At 45.8% G+C, this 19283-nt stretch carries 15 protein-coding genes; 12 read left to right on the top strand and 3 right to left on the bottom strand.

Annotated elements, in window-relative coordinates:
- The first annotated feature begins 56 nt into the window (after positions 1–56).
- The 7 genes from ACJJI0_RS06160 (at position 57) to ACJJI0_RS06130 (ending at position 11744) form a co-directional block, all read left to right on the top strand.
- Complete coding sequence (locus ACJJI0_RS06160; RefSeq protein WP_444885138.1) at positions 57–953, top strand: SMP-30/gluconolactonase/LRE family protein; 897 nt, start codon at positions 57–59, stop codon at positions 951–953.
- A 693-nt stretch (positions 954–1646) separates the two neighbouring features.
- The gene (locus ACJJI0_RS06155; protein ID WP_444885137.1) at positions 1647–8759 is read left to right on the top strand and encodes an FG-GAP-like repeat-containing protein; all 7113 of its coding nucleotides are present in this window, start codon (positions 1647–1649) and stop codon (positions 8757–8759) included.
- A gap of 47 nt (positions 8760–8806) precedes the next feature.
- On the top strand, positions 8807–9166 hold the full coding sequence (locus tag ACJJI0_RS06150; protein WP_444885136.1) for a hypothetical protein: 360 nt from the start codon (positions 8807–8809) through the stop codon (positions 9164–9166).
- 256 nt (positions 9167–9422) lie between these two features.
- On the top strand, positions 9423–9935 hold the full coding sequence (locus ACJJI0_RS06145) for a hypothetical protein (RefSeq protein ID WP_444885135.1): 513 nt from the start codon (positions 9423–9425) through the stop codon (positions 9933–9935).
- 572 nt (positions 9936–10507) lie between these two features.
- Positions 10508–10846, top strand: coding sequence for a hypothetical protein (locus ACJJI0_RS06140; protein WP_444885134.1), 339 nt, complete (start codon positions 10508–10510; stop codon positions 10844–10846).
- A 162-nt stretch (positions 10847–11008) separates the two neighbouring features.
- Entirely contained in the window at positions 11009–11326 is a 318-nt protein-coding gene (locus ACJJI0_RS06135; protein ID WP_444885133.1) for a hypothetical protein, read from the top strand.
- A gap of 94 nt (positions 11327–11420) precedes the next feature.
- Entirely contained in the window at positions 11421–11744 is a 324-nt protein-coding gene (locus tag ACJJI0_RS06130) for a hypothetical protein (protein WP_444885132.1), read from the top strand.
- Positions 11745–11850: 106 nt separating this feature from the next.
- On the opposite strand, the gene ACJJI0_RS06125 is transcribed toward ACJJI0_RS06130, so the two are convergent.
- Positions 11851–12852 carry an AraC family transcriptional regulator gene (locus ACJJI0_RS06125; protein ID WP_444885131.1) on the bottom strand — a complete coding sequence of 334 codons (1002 nt, stop codon included), beginning with the start codon at positions 12850–12852 and terminating at the stop codon, positions 11851–11853.
- Between the two features lie 117 nt (positions 12853–12969).
- Between ACJJI0_RS06125 and ACJJI0_RS06120 the strand changes: the two genes are divergently transcribed.
- The 4 genes from ACJJI0_RS06120 (at position 12970) to ACJJI0_RS06105 (ending at position 16649) form a co-directional block, all read left to right on the top strand.
- Positions 12970–14313: a flavin-containing monooxygenase gene (locus ACJJI0_RS06120; RefSeq protein ID WP_444885130.1), complete on the top strand. Its 1344-nt coding sequence runs from the start codon at positions 12970–12972 to the stop codon at positions 14311–14313.
- 13 nt (positions 14314–14326) lie between these two features.
- Positions 14327–15295, top strand: a complete 969-nt coding sequence (locus ACJJI0_RS06115) for an SDR family oxidoreductase (protein WP_444885129.1) — start codon at positions 14327–14329, stop codon at positions 15293–15295.
- Position 15296: 1 nt separating this feature from the next.
- Positions 15297–16124: an SDR family NAD(P)-dependent oxidoreductase gene (locus ACJJI0_RS06110; protein ID WP_444885128.1), complete on the top strand. Its 828-nt coding sequence runs from the start codon at positions 15297–15299 to the stop codon at positions 16122–16124.
- 315 nt (positions 16125–16439) lie between these two features.
- Positions 16440–16649 carry a cold-shock protein gene (locus tag ACJJI0_RS06105; protein ID WP_020412807.1) on the top strand — a complete coding sequence of 70 codons (210 nt, stop codon included), beginning with the start codon at positions 16440–16442 and terminating at the stop codon, positions 16647–16649.
- Positions 16650–16742: 93 nt separating this feature from the next.
- Here ACJJI0_RS06105 and ACJJI0_RS06100 read toward each other — a convergent pair whose 3' ends face one another.
- A complete protein-coding gene (locus tag ACJJI0_RS06100; protein WP_444885127.1) occupies positions 16743–17618 on the bottom strand; it encodes a LysR family transcriptional regulator in 876 nt (291 codons plus the stop codon).
- 121 nt (positions 17619–17739) lie between these two features.
- Here ACJJI0_RS06100 and ACJJI0_RS06095 point away from each other — a divergent pair, with 121 nt between their 5' ends.
- On the top strand, positions 17740–18501 hold the full coding sequence (locus ACJJI0_RS06095; RefSeq protein ID WP_444885126.1) for an FMN-dependent NADH-azoreductase: 762 nt from the start codon (positions 17740–17742) through the stop codon (positions 18499–18501).
- Between the two features lie 153 nt (positions 18502–18654).
- Here ACJJI0_RS06095 and ACJJI0_RS06090 read toward each other — a convergent pair whose 3' ends face one another.
- Positions 18655–19281, bottom strand: coding sequence for an anaerobic ribonucleoside-triphosphate reductase activating protein (locus ACJJI0_RS06090; protein WP_444885125.1), 627 nt, complete (start codon positions 19279–19281; stop codon positions 18655–18657).
- Positions 19282–19283: the final 2 nt, after the last annotated feature.

The raw sequence follows: 19283 nt of genomic DNA, 5'->3' as shown, positions 1-19283 counted from the left end.
CTTAAATTGTTCTGCAGAGAAGATCGAATTCAACGGTAAATCCTATGGAAAGGTGTGTGCTGAACAGTGACTTGCAGGAGCCGGAAGGTCCGGTCTGCCTACCTGACGGCCAGATATTTGTTGCTGAAATGTCGAGCGCACGGAATTGTGTTAGTCGCATTGATATACGAGGAGGATATCATCAGGTCGGCCATCCCGGCTGGCGCCCCAATGGTATGGCGATCGATGGCGATGGCAATTTTTGGATAGCGGGAGGCGGGGGGAAAAAGCTGGTACACATGAGGCCCGATGGGACAGTCCTCAATACTTATGAGGGACCTGCAGAACGCCCCTATCTTTGGCCCAATGACCTGGTATTTGGTCGAAATGGTTTGCTGTATATGACAGACTCCGGCATTGATCCGGATAGCTTTGTTGAGGGGCAGGCAATCCGCCCTGACTTCCGAAAGTGTGATTATGATGGGCGGGTATTTGAAATTGACCCTCGTAATGGCCGCGTATTACGCTTAGTAGATACGGGTTTGTTATTCCCAAATGGCATTGCATTTGATGCCGATGACTTACTGCATGTGGCAGAAACCCTAACAGGAAATATCTACCGCTACGATCTCAGCTCCTCAGTCCCCGGTGAATCTGAGCTATTTGGAAATGTTAACCTGGGATCACCAGAAGAATTTATTGGGCCTGATGGAATGGCTTTTGGTGATGATGGCCGGCTTTACTGTGCCGTATTTGGTCAGGGTGATGTGAGTGTTTTAGATCACGATGGCAGGGTGGCTGAGCGCATTTCGACTTGCGGGAAGCGCCCTACCAATATCGCTTTTTGTGAAGATCAAAAGGGTGGGGCAGTGGTGACAGTTTTAGATGCTGGTTGCCTGGAGTGGTTCGGCCTGTCCTGCAGAGGTAGAGACCTTTATCGCCCTAAGATACTAGATTTATCTAGGGGACAATAAATTTTAATAATGAAACAGTGGGGTTGATTGGTCTTAGCTGCTAAATTTCCTTGATCAATTTGACTGCCCTTCACATTTGAGTCTTGCTCAGGGTCAATAGCCTGTGATTCTCTCATTTCTTCTCGAAGGTTATCGATTTACCTGAGTGGGCTTTGTATAACTATTTCAAAATTTTATTTTCTTATTTTTAATTGGTGTGCTGTTTTCTGTTGTCCCCATTATTTAGTTTCTTGTTGCTTGTTTGGAGGATGCAGGATGTGCAGGTTATTAAAAACATGACTGTCTAGTATTTGTGAGTTGTAATTTATTTGAGTGAGGCTGTATAAAAATTTGAACTTTTCTTGCATATTTTGATACCTGATTTTTAAAACTTTTTTCTTTTTTATTGCGTTGATTTGGTTTTTTTTATCTTAAACATCATTTTAATGAAACTGCATCCCGATTTTTATTGGCCGGGAAGTCAGAATAAATTTCAGGTCAGGTTTTTGGTTTGTTTAAAAAATATGCGCCTATTATACTCCGCGCTCCCTCGGGAGCAGTGTATTTAAAGGGGTTTGCTGTGATCCGAGGATGCTTATTTTTAAGAAGTTTTAGTTAGAAAATAATACTTCTAAAGCGTAGGTATAAGGTATAAATCTCCATTTTTTTGCCTTGATAGATTGAATCCCCGTTGATGTCTTTGCAGAGATATTTATGCGTATTTCGTTGTTTTTTCTGTTGGCTTTTTGTGCCGCTTTCTCTTCTACAGTAGTTGCAGCTACGGGGATTCAAAAAAATGGATATGCCATTTATCAGGGTGATATCGACGATGATGGCCGTGAAGACTTATACTTTGAGTATAATCGTCCATTAGTTCTTTTACATGGAGACATTGTTACCCCTCTGGTAATGCCTCAGTTACCTAATTTTGTCTTGTACTTAAACAAGGACAAGGAAAGTTATGACGATCCGTTAGAGACGACTCTTACCGATTTGGAAGTTGCCAATCTTCAAAAATTAGAAAAAAACCTTTCCTTATTTGGCGATTTTAATGGTGACGGTGCAACAGATTTGCTCCTTCTTGCCTCTATGCCTCTGGTTATTCATGCACAGGGAAATGGCTTGCCAGCGCTTATTCAAACTCTCTCCACCGATAACAGTGATGACACAATAGCTTATGCGGCAGCAATCCTCGCCAGTGTAGGTGTCGACTCTATTGTGATACAGGATAAGAATGAAGATGGCAGAGAGGATATCACTGCGGGGGACTTTGTTTTTCATGCAGACGAATCCGGCGCTTTTGGTGAATATTCCACTCCAGCCACTATCCAATCGCCCAATATGGCTGGGGCTTCTGGTGGGCAATTCCGAGTCAATGAATCCGGCGCGGCAACCTACTCCTTCCCAATCGCAACAGCTGCAGGTACAGCAGGAGTTGTACCAGAAATTTCTCTGAACTATAGCAGTAGTGGTGGCAACGGCCTGGTTGGTAAAGGTTGGGCTATTGGTGGCCTTTCTGGAATTTCCCGCTGCCGTCAGACATTATCAATTGATGGTAATGCTCGGCCTATTAGCTGGACCGAATCAGATCGATTCTGCTTAGATGGTCAGCGCCTAATACAAGTTAGTGGCTCTCAATATGGCGCAGTTGGTGCGGTATATAAAACTGAGATGGATTCTTTTGCCACAGTCACATCAATAGGTGGCAGCCTTGGTAAGCCGTCTTATTTTAAAGTGGAACGTAAAGATGGATCGATCAGTTACTACGGGAATAGTAGTGATTCCAAGCAACTTGCAGGGAGCAATGTACTCACTTGGGCACAGAATCGTTTTGAGGATAGTGTTGGTAATCCAATCGAGTTTTTGTATGAGGGTGATTCGGAGTCAGGGCACCGAGTTCGGTCTATCCGCTATGCCTATGGTTCGGGCTCCTATGAAGCGGAAGTAAGATTTTTCTATGAAGACCGCCCAGAGCACCTTCGGGGCTATACCGCAGGCTATGAACTTAAAACCACTCAGCGCCTGGAAAAAATCACCTCCAGCTCTAATGGTAAAGTAATTCGTGAGTACAATCTGGGGTATAACCCAGTTCTGCCCTTCATTCCCAAGGAAAATTATAATGATCGAACTTCCTTGCTGACATCCATACAGGAGTGCGTAGGTTCTAGTTGCCTCCCTGCGATCAGTTTCGAATGGCTACAGGCGCCATGGCACCAATTTGGAGAGAAGTGGGAAGCTATCGATTTCTCGCCCACTAAGCACCGTTTCCTATCTGATTACAAGTACGCCGATTTTAACGGTGATGGTAAGCAGGATATCGTCTGGATCGAAGGGTACGATGATGATGGGAACGATACGGATATTCGCGTTAAATATGCGATTTCATATGGTTCAGTTTTTGTAAAGCAGGACTTTACCGGCGGCGTGTTCACTTCTGAGTACTTTACCGGCGCTAATGTTGGTGAAGACTTCGCTATCCGGGTATTGGATTTTAATGGTGACGGTCGCCATGATCTGGCCATATATGACCCACGCTCCAATTATGGTGGTCTCCCTGCGAACACTTGGCTTGTTTATCTAAGTCGTTACGATACCGCGAGCAAGCGCTGGAAATTGGATTCCAGGCCAATTACTACCCGTAGAACCAATAAAGATGTCATTTTTGCCGACTTTAACGGTGATGGCCTGGCCGATTATATTTCTATTAGCTACAGCAGCAGTTCTGGAGCGAAAGTTGTTGTACGCCTTTTAGAGTCGGCAGGGAGAGAGGTGTCAATTAAAAATTACTATAAATTTAGTGATGAATACACCAGTTACCCATTGAATATTTCTGGCGCTGCCAGTATGAAGTCCAGCGGACGTCTGCCCGATACCTTGGGCGATTTTAATGGTGATGGCGCTATGGATATTCTGGTGGCCACTTCCGCTGGATTCGAAGCCGCCGTATTTGATCAAGAAGCGAAGGAATTCCGCTCTATCGGCGTGCTCTCGACGACGAATACTTCAAAAAGCCCAATTGCTATAGATATAAATGGCGATGGCCTCACGGATATTGCCTACCCTGGAAATTCCGGCAGCTTTTATAGCAAAATCAGCACTGGCACAGGCTTTAAGGATTTGGGATACCTTGGAAGTAGCAGGGGCTCCTTTGTAGACCTGAATAACGATGGTTATCAGGATTTCGTCTGGCCGGTTTCTTCTCCTTGGAATGATGTGAAAGTTCGCTACTTTGATCAAAATACCGGCGAATTTATTGACTCTTCCGATAGCAGACTTTTTGATCATCTCTCTGATTGCTCGGGCAGTGCTACCTATTGTGGCACTATAGCTTCAAATGACATGATATGGTTTGCGGACACGAATGGCGATGGAGAAGCCGATTATCACCGCTATGATGCTTCTAGTGGTATCGTTTACACCCGCCTGGATAATACCCGCGATTCTCAATATAAAAATATTCCGCGCAATGTAATTAATAAGATAGATAATGGCCTTGGTAATATTACCAATATTACTTATCAGAACATGCGCTACGACGAGCTTTACACTCGTTTGGATGTAGCAACGGAAGGCAGCATTGATGCTTTCTATACTGCACTGAATGGCGATTGGGATTTACCTGCGGATAGTCACACCTTAGGTAAAGATAAGCCGGTATTGGATATTCTGAGCCCCATGTACCTGGTTGCTAAGGTGGAAAGTTCTGCCCCTGCCGCCGCTGCCGCACCGGGTTCTGTTAACCAGTCTGCCCTCAGTTCGGTTTCCTACCACTACCATCAGATGAAACTCCAGGCCGCTGGGCGGGGTATGCTGGGTTTCCAGAAAATCAGCACTACCGATAACCAAACTGGCGTAGTGACGGAAACTACCTACCGCCAGGACTTCCCATTTGTGGGCAGGCCGCTAAAGACCGAAACCCGCACTGCCGATGGGCAGCTGCTAAGCCGGGCGAGCAACAATTGGCGTCTACAGGGCTGGAATGGTAGCGGAAAACCACTGCCGCCTTATCAACCTTTTATTTATCAAGCGGTGGAAGAAACTTTTGACCTGAAGGATGCCGGTAGCACCCAGGGAGAACTGCTGCAAAGTGTTACCACCACAAACAGCTACGATGCCTATGGCAATGCGCTCAGTATCGACGTTGTCACAAAAGACGGCATCTCCGGCGATCAGTTTGTTAAGAAAACGGAAAATACCTATGGCAGCAGTGTCTGGGAAAAAGAAAAGGGCCGCCTAACTGCAACAAAAGTGACCAGTACTCGCCCGGGTATGCCCAGCCATATCCGCGAGTCAGCCTTTACTTATTATGCATCGGGCGTGCTCAACGGCCTTTTAAAAACCGAGGTTATTGAGCCTAATAAGCCAGAATACAAGCAGACTACCGCTTATGAATATGACAATTTTGGCAACGTTAATAAGAAGACGGTAACTGCTCCCGGCGAAGCCGCTCGTAGTGCAAGAACGGTGTATGACCTTTCCGGCCGCTATGTGTTTGAAAGCTACAATGCCCTCGATCACCTAACCGAAAGGGTGGTTTCCCGAAATCACTTTGGCGCACCGCTGGAAGTGAAGGGGATGAATGGGCTGGAAACCGGGTTTGCCTACGATAAGTTCGGCCGTGAAACCATCAGTCAGAGTAATACCGGCGCGGATAAACTGACGGACTATGAGCGCTGTGTTATCGCCTGTCCGGCCGGTGCACAATATATGGTGACCACTCATAGCAGTACCGGTAGCTGGAGTAGGGAATACTTCGACGCACTGGGGCGCTCTATAAGAACTGAAACCAAGGGCTTCAACAGTAAAATCTATACCGATAAAGAATACGATAATCTGGGCCGCGTGAAGTTTGCCAGTGAGCCTTATTTCTCTGGTGATACCCGCCTATGGTCCAAAATGGAGTATGACCTGCTCGGCCGCCCAAGCCGTGTCACTGCGCCTGATGACTCTGTGTCCAGTATGACTTATAGCGGCCTAAAGACGATCACCACCAATGATAAAGGCCAGCAAAAAACTGAGATCAAAAATGTGGCTGGTGAGTTGGTAGAAGTCATCGATGCGATCGATGGCCGCCTCACCTACGAATATGACAGTCAGGGTAATCTGCATAAAGCCAAATCCTGGGGTAAAACCAATGCTTCCGGTGCTCATATCGACGAAGGCGATGGTCTTAGTTATCCCATTGTGGTCACAATCGAATATGACGACCTTGGCCGCAAAGTCCGTATGGACGATCCCGATAAGGGAGAGTGGCACTACGAATATACCGGCTTTGGTGAGCTGAAAAAGCAAACCAATGCAAATGGCCACACCGTAGAGTTAACCTACGACCAATTGGGCAGACAGTCCACGCGTATCGAAAAGTCTAAAGGCGCTAGTGCCCCCACTAGCGATGTTATCTGGTTGTATGACACTGCCACTAATGGTTTAGGCCAAGTGGAAATGATAACGGACAGTGTCTCCGGTTATGAGGCCTTGTATCAGTATGACCAGGTAGGCCGAAATCATATCCAGGCGGTGGATTTTGATGGGGTTGGTGCGCAACCTTCTTATATCACCACTACAAAATTTGATGGCCATGGCCGTGTTGAATACAACTACGATGCTTTAGCCAAAATGCTCGATGACAATAAGTCTGGTACTCAGAATTTCTACAATACCTATGGATATCTCTACAAGGTAGTAGATCTGGCCACCGGGGACCTGATTCAAGAGGTTAAAGCCCAGACCGCTCGCGGCCAACTGAAAGAGCAGCTATTGGGTAACGGCGCAACGTCTAATTTTACTTACGAAGCTGCCAGCGGCCGCCTAACAAAGCAGACCTCTACGGTATTGGGAGCCTTTGGTATCCAAGATATCAGCTACCAGTGGGATACCCTCGGCAATCTCACCAGCCGTCACAACCAGAGCGGAAGCAAGGATCTGCGCGAGAGCTTCTGCTATGACAAACTCAACCGTCTGATTAAAACCCACATAGGTAGTAGCAACTTCAGCTGTAGTGGCCTCAGCGTCTCCGAGCAGGATATCCGCTACAACGCCATCGGTAATATTACTTACAAAGCCGGCGTAGGGGATTATGTTTATGGTGAGAAGGGTGTAGGCCCCCATGCGGTAACAACCGCCGGAGGTGTTAGCTATAACTATGACCTCAATGGCAATATGACCTCCGATGGTTTCGACGGTGGACGTACCATCAGTTACACCACCTTCGATAAAGCCTCCGTAATCAAGAAGGGAAATAACACCACCGAGTTCCTCTATGGCCCCAGCCATAGCCGTTACTACCGCAAGGACACCAATAGTAGTAACGGGGAAGTGACAGAGACCTGGTATATCGGCGGTATTGAGCGTATCCAGAAGTCCAGTAAGCCCAATGAGATCGAGTGGAAGCGTCACCTGGTGGGCACGGCAGTCTATACCGTAAAAACCGACAAGGAATTCAAGGTTCTCTCGACCGATAAGCTATTCCTCTACAAGGACCACCTGGGTTCCATGGACCTGATTACCGATAAAGCCGGTAAGGTGGTGCAGGAAATGTCCTTCGATGCCTGGGGGCAGCGCCGCAACAGCGCCAATTGGAATGCGTTATCCCTGACTGCACTTTCAAACTTCGATCACAGCCGTACCACCCGTGGTTACACCGGCCATGAAATGCTGGATGAGGTGGGGCTGATTCATATGAATGGTCGTATCTATGATCCGCGTTTGGGGCGCTTTATGCAGGCGGACCCATTTATCCAGGCGGCTACCGATACGCAGATGTATAACCGCTATAGCTATGTGCGCAATAATCCGCTGAATGCTAGTGATCCTAGTGGTTATTTCTTAGATAAGCTGTGGAAGGGAGTCAAACCGTATATTGGTGCGATTGTTGGTATTGCACTAACAATTTGGCAGCCATGGTTAGGTCCAGGTTTGTGGCAGAGCTTTGTGTATGGCGCTATTGCTGGCGGTATAGGTGCTGGAGTCAATGGAGGTAATGTTTTTAAGGGAGCGCTAATGGGCGGGGTCAGTGCTATGGCCTTCTATGGGGTAGCAAAAGGCTTTGAACAGATGCAAGTTGCTGAAGGGGCGCAACATGCGATAAAAGCTGGTAAAAACCTTTACCTCTCACCGAGCAACTTTGCCAAACTGGTTGTCGCCCAAGGCTCAGTGGGCGGTGTGATGTCTATCCTTCAAGGGGGCAAATTTGGGCATGGCTTTGCCAGTGCTGGACTGACAAAACTGACAACCCCTGGGATTCTAAGCTTTGATAATATTGCTGCGGAAAGTATTGCTTCTGGTGTTGTTAGTGGAACGGTTTCTGAAATAACCGGTGGAAAATTTGCCAATGGAGCGACATCGGGGGCATTCCTGTATGCATTTAATGCATTAAGTTCAGATAATGCACAAAAGAAATGGGTTGGTCTGAAAACTAATGCAGATGGTGACCTTATTCTTTGTCTTGGCTCAAGTGCTTGCTCTGCACCTTCAAATATTGCAAATGCTACTGCTGAAGATATTGGTTTAGAAGGAGGCGCACTAGCTGTAAGTGCAATTCCTGGTGTTGGAAAGGTAATCAAACCTTCCGTTACAAAGGCAACCTTAAAAAGAATTAAGCGATTAATTACGAATTTGTCGGATAATAGCCGGCAAGGTAATGGTTTGTCACAGGAAAAAGTTGAACAACTTCAGAGAATTGTTAATAAGGCTGGTGGTACTTTGCGTAATGACGGCGCTCAAGGAATAAGAGGTTCTTCCGCGGGTATTCCACATGTTCAAGTTGAGGGTCTAGGAAGATCAATAAAGAACCGCCACATATGGACTCAAAATGACATTGATATCTAATAACAGGGTTGAACATCATGATTAATGTCGTGAGATTGTTTAGGTTTATGCTTCAATTTGAAATCGATAGATTCCAAATCCTTGAAGTAACGGAAAATAAAATACGAGCTATTGTTGGCTGGCCTAGTGAAGGGCAGCTAGATTATGATCCAAATGAAGAAATCCAAGAAATTGTTTGGAATATACAGAGGCTAGAGAATATCGATGATGCATTAGAGATTTTAGAAATGGCATCTTCAGAGGGTTTCTTTGATTCAGATAAGTTAATTCTCTCTATAGACGAACTCTGGCACTTGACTTCTTGGGAAAGAGAGCGGTTCGATAATGCAATACAGGACTTACTTGAGATTAGAGTTGACATGGTTGATGACGGAAGGAAGACTGATTATTTTTTTGTGCATTTTTGATGCTCACTTGCACAAAAGGATCCAATTCTTGAAAAAAGCTAATAGCTTGGAGGCTGATGGGCAATGTCGGTTTGCACGAAGCTCTGCTAGTTCTAACGCAAGAAGTTTGTGGTAGCGCATGAAAATGGCTATGGAAAATAATTGAGGCCAAGGTAAAGTATTGACGTTATATGGATCTTTGTGAAAATAATAGGGTTGGGAGTAAATTGCCGGTGCTGATTTGGCCTTCGAGAATGTCTTTTTATAGGGTGTTTTGATGGCTAGGTCTTTAATAGTTTTAATAGTGCTTCTCTGCGGCTGTTCTCAGGCACAATCAGATGCTGGGAATTCAGGTTTGAATGGAAAGGTATCTGGTTTTATGGATGGGGCAGAATCAACGTTAATACAATTGATTCCGGAGATGCGTAATTATTCGAATGGTGAGCCTGTCTATACTGATAAGTTTTTATGTTCTATAGATCCTGATACAAGTGAGAGGGAAAAGTATTTGTTTATAAAAAATTCTTTGCTCTTGATGACAGGAGAGGAGTTTCCTTGTGAGCGAGGTATAGATGCTTATAGGCGATACTTTACATTAGAAGATGAAGCTCTTTACTGGGTATCGTTGGCGTCAGGAAGTGAGAGGTTTCTCAATTATTTTGAGAGATTAAACGGTGTTTGCAAGTTGAGTGAGCGGCACCCTGAGTCCTTAGAGTTTCTAAAGTACCGTGGTCATACAGATATAGCTGAAAGGCTTGAGATTAAGTGGCTGGGTTGTGATCGGCAATAGCTAGCTTTTACTGGGGTAAGAATAAAGTATTAGCGTTATATGGCTCTCTGTGGATAGATTGACTCTTAGGGTGCAGGCTCGGCTGTCGGGGTGAGAGTCGGATTGAGTGCAATTAGTCTGTTATCTCGGTCGCTACAGCTGATTTTATTGTTTGAATAATGGTGTAAGGTGTTGATAGTGAGTGGACTGAAGAAGTATTGAATTTTAGGGGTGATTTTTTTAAGCGTTTCGGCGGTCGCTTATGAGGGTCCATTTATTTCTGATGGCTCTCCTTGGTCTAGGCTGGCATCTAACGGTACTTTTGCAATTTACCCTATGCCTACTGCCGCTAGCTGTCTTTACAATAAAGTCAGTGTTGTCAATACAGAGGACCCGGAGATGAAGGGTATGGTGATGCCTTTGGTGTTTGCTGTATGAAGCTCTGGCAGGGTGGAGAACGTTTGAGTGGGGAACTTATATCAGCATATTGTAGCGATATAAGTAGGTGTTTATCGTAATTGAATTTTCACCTAAAAATAAAATGGATTTTTGCATGTGAGCCTCAGGCTATTGATGGGGTGCGCAGGTGAAAGTTGATTGGTTTATTGTTTGGTGTTTCTGAGGTTGGTATGAAAAAATCATCCATTTTATTGTTTCTTCTTATTCTCTCGGCAAAGTCGTTTGCTGTGACTAATGTGGGCCTGGTTGATAGAATTTACCCCAGTGGTGAATCTGTAAAGTTCCGGTTAAAAGAAGATTCGTGTAATGGCTCTCTTAATGAGTACTATGAATTTACACTCGATTCTGAAGTCAAAAAAGCATGGTTCTCTATATTGCTGTCAGCGGCAGCTACAGGTGCAGAGGTTGCAGTGAGGGTTGAGGTTTGTGAAGGTAGTAGGAAGCCAATAGACTATCTTTATCAGAATTTCTAACCTCTTGAATTTTCAAGTGAATTTTGTGATTTTTTATCGGCTAAAGTTTTAATGCTTGGTAATAAGGTTTTGAGGCTACTCTGGTAGCTTTTGGTAAGGTAGTAATCAGCATGTCAGGTCTTACCTGTTAGGTGCTGTAAATATGGTTTGCGGAGTTTTTTTATGAAAAAAATTATTTGTGTCTTTTTGTTGTCTTTTATTGCTCAGGCTTCTTTGGCGGATACTTCCACTCCGTTAATTACTATTAAAGCTATTGGTACCGGCTGGGGGTCAAGTGACCTTTTTATTGAGTCCCATGAAAATGTCATTGTAGAAGATTGTTCAAATGTAAGATTGAAGGTAAGTTCAACTAACCCCATGTTTAACCATATCCTCTCCATAGCACTCTCCGCTTATCACACCAAATCGAAAGTAACCCTTAGGGTGAAAGGCTGTGATGGAACCGATATGAATGCAGTGGCGATCAAGATTACAGATTAATCCTTTAAGCTCTTAGGCTTATGAGTGTGGGCCAAATAGAATCCTGCGTGGTTAGGATTTGTTGTTGAGTCGAATGATAGTATCGGAAGTTTTTGTGAAAAAGTTTATTTGCGTTTTTTTGTTGTTTTTGATTTCTCAAGTTGCTATGGCGGATACAACTACGCCTCCAATTACCATTAAAAGTGTTGGGATAGGTTGGGGCTTGGCCGAGCTCTATATCGAGTCTAATGAAAATATCATAGTGGAAGACTGTGCTTCTGCAAGATTAAAGGTCGGTGTAACTAACCCAATGTTTGATCATATCTTATCAATAGCACTCTCCGCTTATCATACTAACTCGAAGGTGACCCTTAGGGTGAAAGGCTGTGATGGCAGCGATATGAATGCTGTCTCTATTAGAGTGTCCGAAGACGTATAAGGTTTGCGGTAATAATAGATGCAAAGGCAGTGGTAAAGACTAGCTCTTTTACCGGCTGCCTATAAGCTAGGTAAGTCAATAAATTCTAATGACCTGATCAAGTTTATTAAGAATTTATAATGTGGTTTTCTCTATAAACGCTAGGCGTTACTCCATCCCAACGCTTAAAAGCTTTTCCAAACGCACTCTCATCCGTGTACCCAAGTGCTACGGCAATTTCTAGGTTGGTTTTTTCGCCCTCTCTTAACCACTGCTTCGCATAATAGCTGCGTACCTCATCCTGTAGTACACGGAAGTTAAGTTGTTCTTCTTGTAATTTTCGCGCTAGGTGCCTTGGGCTAAGGCAAAGGCGCTGTGCGACTTGCTCACGTGTTAAGTTTGGAGCTTGCTGCAGCAATAGGGTTACTTTCCGGTGCAGGGATTTCTTTGTAAGCGCCTGTAGGAGGACTTCTGCCTTTGGCTTTAAGCAGGCCTCCACTTCTTTATCTGCGGCGATTAATGGCAGCGACAGATCTTTAGTGGGAAATTGGATTGCCGACACCTCTGCATTGAACTCTACGGGTATTTGTAACAGTGCCTGATAGCGTTGCTGCAGGGCAAGGCTAGGCGCAGGGTAGGCGAGCAGTAGTTTGAGGGGCTGAAACCGTCCACCGGTTAAAATTCGGGTTTGCGCAATACAGGCAGCGAGCACTGTTTCTACCCGGATTTGCGCAAAATTCAGGAAGTTGGGGTGATAGCAGAGGTTTACCGAGAATGCATCGCGTCGCAGTTCAAAGTGCCCACCTTCGCCTAGCAATGGTTGATAGCTAATCAATTGCTCTATCGCCTCTCCCAAATCTTTTTGCGTCATCAGCAGGTAACCCACTAGGCCGATTTGGTTGGCCTGCATGGCAAGCCCGAGCTTAATGCCTAGTAGAGTGTCGGGGTAGCTATTGATTACCGACTCCCACAGCTGCTCCTGCAGATGAATAGAGATACGTTCCTTCTGGTGTATTTGGGACAGGATTTTATTGGTTTCCCCCGGTATAGGGAGATCCATGCTGGCTAAAGCCTCTAGTAAAGCTTTGGTATAGCTCAGGTTAACGCTTCTGGTGTCGGTCAAATCCATTGTGAATGTCTCAAAATAACCAGTACCTGCCCGATAATGACGATCCTTAGGGTGTTTGTCACGATATATTCCTTCTGACTCGGCTCTTAAATAAGTCAACAGGGAGGGGCAACTACCGTGAAACCTTACGCCGTAATTGGTGCCGGTCCTATGGGGCTTTGCACCGTTCGAAATTTACTCAAATGCGGTATTCCCTGTATTGGCTTTGAGTCGCACAGTGATGTGGGTGGCTTATGGGATATTGATAACCCCACTAGTACCATGTATGAGTCGGCCCACCTTATTTCCTCCAAGAAAATGACTGAATTCGCTGAGTTTCCAATGGGGGAGAGTGTTGCTGACTACCCAAGCCATCGGGAGATGCGGGATTATTTTTGCTCCTATGCGAGAGAATTTGGCCTTTACGGCCATTACGAGTTCGACACAGAAGTTTTGAGATGCGAGCGCAGTGGAGAAAACTGGCTGATTACCACTCGTAGAAAGTGGCAGGAAAGAACTCGGGAGTTTAGCGGATTACTCATTGCCAGCGGCACTTTGCACCACCCCAATCAGCCTGCACTTCCAGGCCAATTTAGCGGGGAGTTGTTACATTCTGCGCAATACCAATCCTCTGAAATTTTTGCTGGAAAAAGAGTCCTGTTGATTGGTTGTGGCAACAGTGGAGCGGATATTGCTGTAGACGCAGTCCATAAAGCGAAAAGCGTTGATATCAGTCTGCGCCGAGGCTATTACTTTCTGCCGAAGTACATAGCCGGTAAGCCTATCGATCAGCTGGGCGGCAAGCTTCGGTTGCCTCTCTTTGTTAAGCGGCGCCTTACAAAAGCGCTGGTCAAATTCTCTTTAGGCAGCCCATCTCAATATGGTTTGCCAGAGCCCAATTACCGACTCTTTGAATCCCACCCAGTAGTCAATTCCTTACTGCTGCACCATATTGGCCATGGCGATATCAACCCCAGGTCTGATATTAAATCGGTGCATGGGAATAAGGTGAAATTCTCAGAGGGTGGATGCGGAGAATATGACCTGATTGTACAGGCCACCGGCTATAAGTTGCACTATCCGTTTATCGATAACAGTGAGCTGAACTGGAGTGGTTATGCACCGAGCCTGTATCTGAATGTATTCCATCCAGAGACGGATAACCTATTTATGATGGGTATGGTGGAAGCGGCTGGATTGGGATGGGAAGGGCGTAACAAGCAAGCAGAGCTTGTTGCCCTTTATATTCGCCAGTTAATTTCTGGTGCACCGTCTGCTAGTAGATTTAGGAAAATCATCCAGCAGAGATCGGCAAATCGTGTAAGCGGCGGTATGCATTATCTGGACCTTGAGCGCATGGCGTATTACGTACACAAAGATGCCTATTTAAAGGCACTCAGAACGCATAAGGCAGATTTACAAAGAGACCTGCTACCGCGAGAGGAGGTTTTTCATACAAATAGATCAGAAGCGACTTCCTGACAGGAGCCTCAGAATGAACAAGCGGGTTTTAATTACCGGGGCGGCGGGATATATCGGTCATCAGCTTGGGGAGCAATTGAGTATGACTTTCCCTGTGATCGGGGTGGATATTCGAACTAGAGCCGCAAGTTTTCCCATTCTGGCGCGGGATATTTGTGATAAAGACCTTGGCCAGTTTATTCAGGCGGAATCTATAACTCATGTGATTCATCTAGCGTCGGTAATGGCTGCGGGTCGTGATCATGCCGCTGAATACCGTATAGATGTGGAAGGCACAAGGAATGTATTAGAGGGCTGTCTCTACGCTGGGGTTGAACATATCACTGTGACAAGTAGCGGCGCCGCCTATGGTTATTATCCAGATAATCCACCCAGGCTCGAAGAGCATCATCCCTTGAGGGGGAATCCTGAATTTGGCTACTCCAATAACAAGCGTAAAGTAGAGGAGTTGCTGGCTGAATATCGTGAGCGGTATCCGTATCTCAAACAGCTGGTTTTTCGCGTGTCCTCTGTATTGGGTGCAAAGACCAATAACAAAATCAGTGCACTCTTTAGCCGAAAAGTGCTTCTGGATCCCGGTGGGTGTAATTCCCCCTTTGTTTTTATTTGGGACCAGGATGTGATCCGCGCACTTACGTTTGGTGTGAGTACTGGGGCGAGTGGCATATTCAATCTAACCGGTGATGGCAGTCTTAGCCCCAGGGAAATAGCTCAGACTCTGTCTAAGCCACTGATAAGACCGCCAGTCTGGCTGATAAAAGCAGCTCTCTGGCTGGGTTACAGCCTCCACTTAACAGATACCCACCCAGACCATGTAGCCTTTTTGCAATACAGGCCGGTACTGGATAACCGCCGCTTGCAAGAAGAGTTGGGCTTTATTCCGGAGAAGACTTCCAGAGAAGTCTTCCGCCTGTTTGCAGAAAAATCTCTCGGCATTGTAGCGCTCTCCAGTAAATCGCCCTTGCTTGTGGAGGACAGTTGAAATGGTCACAAGTCAGTCGGAAAATTTACAGAAGACTTTTGTGATTACTGGGGCCGCTGGAGGTTTGGGCTGGGCGATTACCCTGTGCCTTGCAAAAAAATATAGAGCTGAATTTGTTCTGGTCGATATTTCAACTGAAAAACTTCGCCAAAGAGAGGCCCAGCTTAGGGATCTAGATGTTCGAGTCAGAATATATACCGTTGATCTATCAAATTATTTGGCCGTAGAGGAGCTGGTTGAATCCTTACGGAATGAGTACTCGAGAGTTGACCTGTTGGTAAACAATGCCGGCATTACACACCGAAGCCTCTCTTCACAAACATCCAGCGCGGTTATTCGCAAGGTGATGGTGGTGAATTACCATGCACCGGTAGAGCTTACTCAAGGCTTGTTTGCGGAGCTTAAAGCGGCCTCTGGCTGTGTGGTAAATATCAGTTCAATGGCTGGATGGATGCCGGTATTGGGGCGCGCGGGCTATTGCGCAGCCAAGAGTGCATTGCACCAGTATTTCGAGGTATTCCGTGAGGAAGTGCGGAACGATGGAGTTAGTGTATTAATGGTTTACCCAAGTTTCCTGGCTACAACGATTGAGCAAAACGCTTTAGCTGGAGATGGTGGGCAGGCCAGGCACCAAAGGAGCACCGTGGGAGCGGTGCGTAGCCCTGAGTGGATGGCCAATCAGATTATGACGGCATTGGAAAAGGGCAGGGAGCGTTGGTTTCCAAAAGATATAAGCCTGATTGGAGCCTACTTGTACAGGCTGGCCCCGACGACCTTTCTCAAACAATTAAGAAGGCGCTTTCGTATGGAGCTAGGTACCACTCCCTAAGGTACAACTCCCTAGTGGGAGCCCTCTAGGACGCTGAGTGAACTTTAGTTTGAGAGGAAAATCTTTAAAATAGGCTATTTATAATACAGCTATTGAGTTATCTGCTTCATTCCTACCCTTAATTTCTATTTTTATAGACACGAGTTAGCTTTAGGTGCTACTATCCTGATAGCTGGTATAAACGCCCAGTTTTTATTTTAGTTCAACTCGTAGTTTTAGTCATAATCCTTCGTTCTGTCTCTTTTAAATTCTCAGTTTTTGCCCGCTCGACCAATAGGTCAACTATGATCAATTTATTTTCTCAGGATATTTATTATGTCTAACACAACGACTGGTACTGTTAAGTGGTTCGATGAAGCCAAAGGTTTTGGTTTTATTGCACAAAAATCCGGCCCCGATGTTTTTGCACACTTCAGCAATATTGCCAGCAGTGGCTTTAAAACATTGCAGGAAGGGCAAGCTGTAGAATTTACAGTGACCCAGGGTGCCAAGGGCCCTCAGGCAGAAAATATTATTTGCCTTTAATTTTAAAGTCTTATTGCTTTTTAGTGATGGCTTGTTTGTCGCCCTTTCGAGTTTTGCTCGTAAGGGCGATATCGTATAAATTGTATATATAGTTTATGCTATTTCTTCAAGTAGCCAATCAAGAAACACACTAACCTGCTCGTTTTTTATATTACGGCCTGGGATTACTGCGTAGTATGAAAGCCCTTCAGCCTTTTGCTTTATAGCTGCGCTTTTATACGGCACCAACCATTCGTTCTGTAAGGCATTCTGAATCAGTAGGGAGCTGACTAATGCAATCCCCTGGCTCGCTAGTGCGGCTTGTATGACATGATACTCCTGATCATATTGACGAATGGTAAGGTTTTTATTGAAGTCGCCAAGTAAGGATTTCCAGCTGAAAGGGGTTAAAGATCGGTTGATCCACTTGGTTTCTAATAGCTGCGCCTGCTCGAGATTGGTTATGTTTGATAAGTAGTTCCGCGTAGCATACATACCCACTGATTCAGTAATAAGTTTTGTGGTATTTTTGGCTTTTGGATCAAATTCACCGTAGCGAATAGCTATATCAATGTGTCGGTCGCGCTCAATATCATCTACCTGTTCACCGGTCGAAATGGATACCTCGATACCAGGATGCTTCTGATAAAAGCATTCCAGGTGGGGAACCAGCCACAGTGCAGCAAAAGATGAAGTTGTACTGACAGCAATCACACGATTTGAGTTAGCGATTTCACCTATTGCTGCGGCAAGTTGCTGAAAAACTCGTGAAGTTGTTTCTGCGAGTAGCCTTCCTTCTTCTGTTAATTGTATTGCGCGGGTTTTACGCTCAAACAGCTGGCTGCCTAGCGTTTCTTCCAGGCTTTTTATCTGGTGGGATACTGCTGTAGGAGTGATAAAGAGTTCCTCTGCAGCTTTCTTGAAGCTACCGAGCCTCGCAGCTGCATCAAAAACCTTTAAGGAATTGAGGGAGGGTAGGTTTGGATACATGGGCTACTCTTCCTTATAGATGAAATTAATTCATCTATAAGGAAAAATATCTCATTTGTCAAGAATGCTTATAGACTGCACTATCGCTGGACCAAATGATGAATTTTTCGAGGTCTAGTAAATGAAAACCCTTCTTCATATTGAAGCCAGCGCCCAGATTTTCGGGACTATTCAGGTACCGGAGGAGTATAGGGACATACCAAAATACTCCTCTATCTCCAAGGCCGTTGCCGCAAGTTTTGTGAAGCGTTGGTTTGGGCTTAGACAAAAAGATAAACTCATCTATAGGGATGTTGGCCAGACCCCGCCAGGATTCATTACCCAGGATTGGATTGCCTCTGTATTCACTCCAGAGGATCAGCGTAGTGAAGAGCAAAAATTGTTGGTTACATTATCGGATACTTTGATTAATGAGCTTGATCAGGCGGATGTCATAGTCATGTCTTCCCCAATGTACAACTACGGTATGCCGGCGGCTTTAAAAGCCTGGTTCGACCAGGTGATACGCATCAACAAGACCTTTACCTTTGACTTGGCCCGTGGAGACTATCCGCTTGAGCCCATTATGTCAGGGAAGGTTCTGGTGCTAATTACTTCTGCTGGAGAGTTTGGCTTTGCAGAGGGGGGAATACGCGAGAACATGAATCACTTGGGTCCTCATATCAGGACATTGAGCCATTACCTGGGGGTCGATCAAGTATATGAAATCAATGCGGAATTCCAGGAATTTGCGGATGAACGGCATCGAAATTCGGTAAACCAGGCTTTATTGCAAAGTCAGTCATTGGCCGAAGAGCTTGCTACTAAACTTAAAAGCCAACTTACTCACTCTCATTCAACTCAGCCCAAAGCGCTCGCCCTAAGAAAGCAAAGTATTGCTTAAATGCAAGATTGAACTGCTGGCGCTGGTGTCCTATCGGGAAGAGGCCAAGCTAGGCCTCTTTACTGACCTTTAAGCCCGCCATCAGAAGAGTCATAAAAAGAAGATGTCCTTGGCCGACCATCGATTCTATTTCGTCCCCCAAACTTTTTAGCTCTATGAAATAAACTTCAGAGTTTGGTCGATCGCTTGCTCAGTATTACAACGCTGCACCTCTAAATGATGAACACCGCAATTGCGAAGCTTCTCCTGAATTTGAACTAGCTCCTCATCGCTGGTGAGGCGAGGATGCCTGGTAAGGCGTACTTGCAGAGATGTTCCCGCCTCGACGAGTAGCTCTACACATTGCCAGGGTGCTGTACCGCTACCATCTACCCCGGTAATGGCAGGGTAATTTTCCGGCAACGCTTTTATATCCAGCCCAACCCAGTCCAAACTGGGGATCAAGCGACTCAGTTTCCGAGGGTAGATCCCGGCAGTATGTAAACCTATCTTAAACCCCAGGCTCCGGGCTTGGGCAATGGCTGCTTCCAGTGCCCCCTGGGCAGTTGGCTCTCCGCCAGAAAATACCACCGCATCCAGCAGTCCTTGCCGGCTGGCGAGGAACCCCAATATCTGGCCCCAGTCGTAGGCACTGGGCGCGCGGGCCGGCAACAGATCACCATTATGGCAGTAGCGGCAACGCCAGGGGCATCCCTGGCAAAAGACCACCGCGGCCAATTCACCAGGGAAGTCGATAGCGGTAAATGGTGTAAAACCGCCAATGCGCAGCTTTTCAGCCATAG

This window comes from Microbulbifer mixtoriginis (SeqCode), assembly GCF_052466695.1.
The sequence above is the reverse complement of the archived record's forward strand: the minus strand, read 5'-3'. Positions and strand labels throughout refer to the sequence as shown.

Coding starts and splice junctions, on each gene's coding strand:
- ACJJI0_RS06155 (WP_444885137.1), top strand. CDS start 1,647: ATGCGTATTTCGTTGTTTTTTCTGTTGGCTTTTTGTGCCGCTTTCTCT.
- ACJJI0_RS06150 (WP_444885136.1), top strand. CDS start 8,807: ATGCTTCAATTTGAAATCGATAGATTCCAAATCCTTGAAGTAACGGAA.
- ACJJI0_RS06145 (WP_444885135.1), top strand. CDS start 9,423: ATGGCTAGGTCTTTAATAGTTTTAATAGTGCTTCTCTGCGGCTGTTCT.
- ACJJI0_RS06135 (WP_444885133.1), top strand. CDS start 11,009: ATGAAAAAAATTATTTGTGTCTTTTTGTTGTCTTTTATTGCTCAGGCT.
- ACJJI0_RS06125 (WP_444885131.1), bottom strand. CDS start 12,852: ATGGATTTGACCGACACCAGAAGCGTTAACCTGAGCTATACCAAAGCT.
- ACJJI0_RS06115 (WP_444885129.1), top strand. CDS start 14,327: ATGAACAAGCGGGTTTTAATTACCGGGGCGGCGGGATATATCGGTCAT.
- ACJJI0_RS06110 (WP_444885128.1), top strand. CDS start 15,297: ATGGTCACAAGTCAGTCGGAAAATTTACAGAAGACTTTTGTGATTACT.
- ACJJI0_RS06105 (WP_020412807.1), top strand. CDS start 16,440: ATGTCTAACACAACGACTGGTACTGTTAAGTGGTTCGATGAAGCCAAA.
- ACJJI0_RS06100 (WP_444885127.1), bottom strand. CDS start 17,618: ATGTATCCAAACCTACCCTCCCTCAATTCCTTAAAGGTTTTTGATGCA.
- ACJJI0_RS06095 (WP_444885126.1), top strand. CDS start 17,740: ATGAAAACCCTTCTTCATATTGAAGCCAGCGCCCAGATTTTCGGGACT.
- ACJJI0_RS06090 (WP_444885125.1), bottom strand. CDS start 19,281: ATGGCTGAAAAGCTGCGCATTGGCGGTTTTACACCATTTACCGCTATC.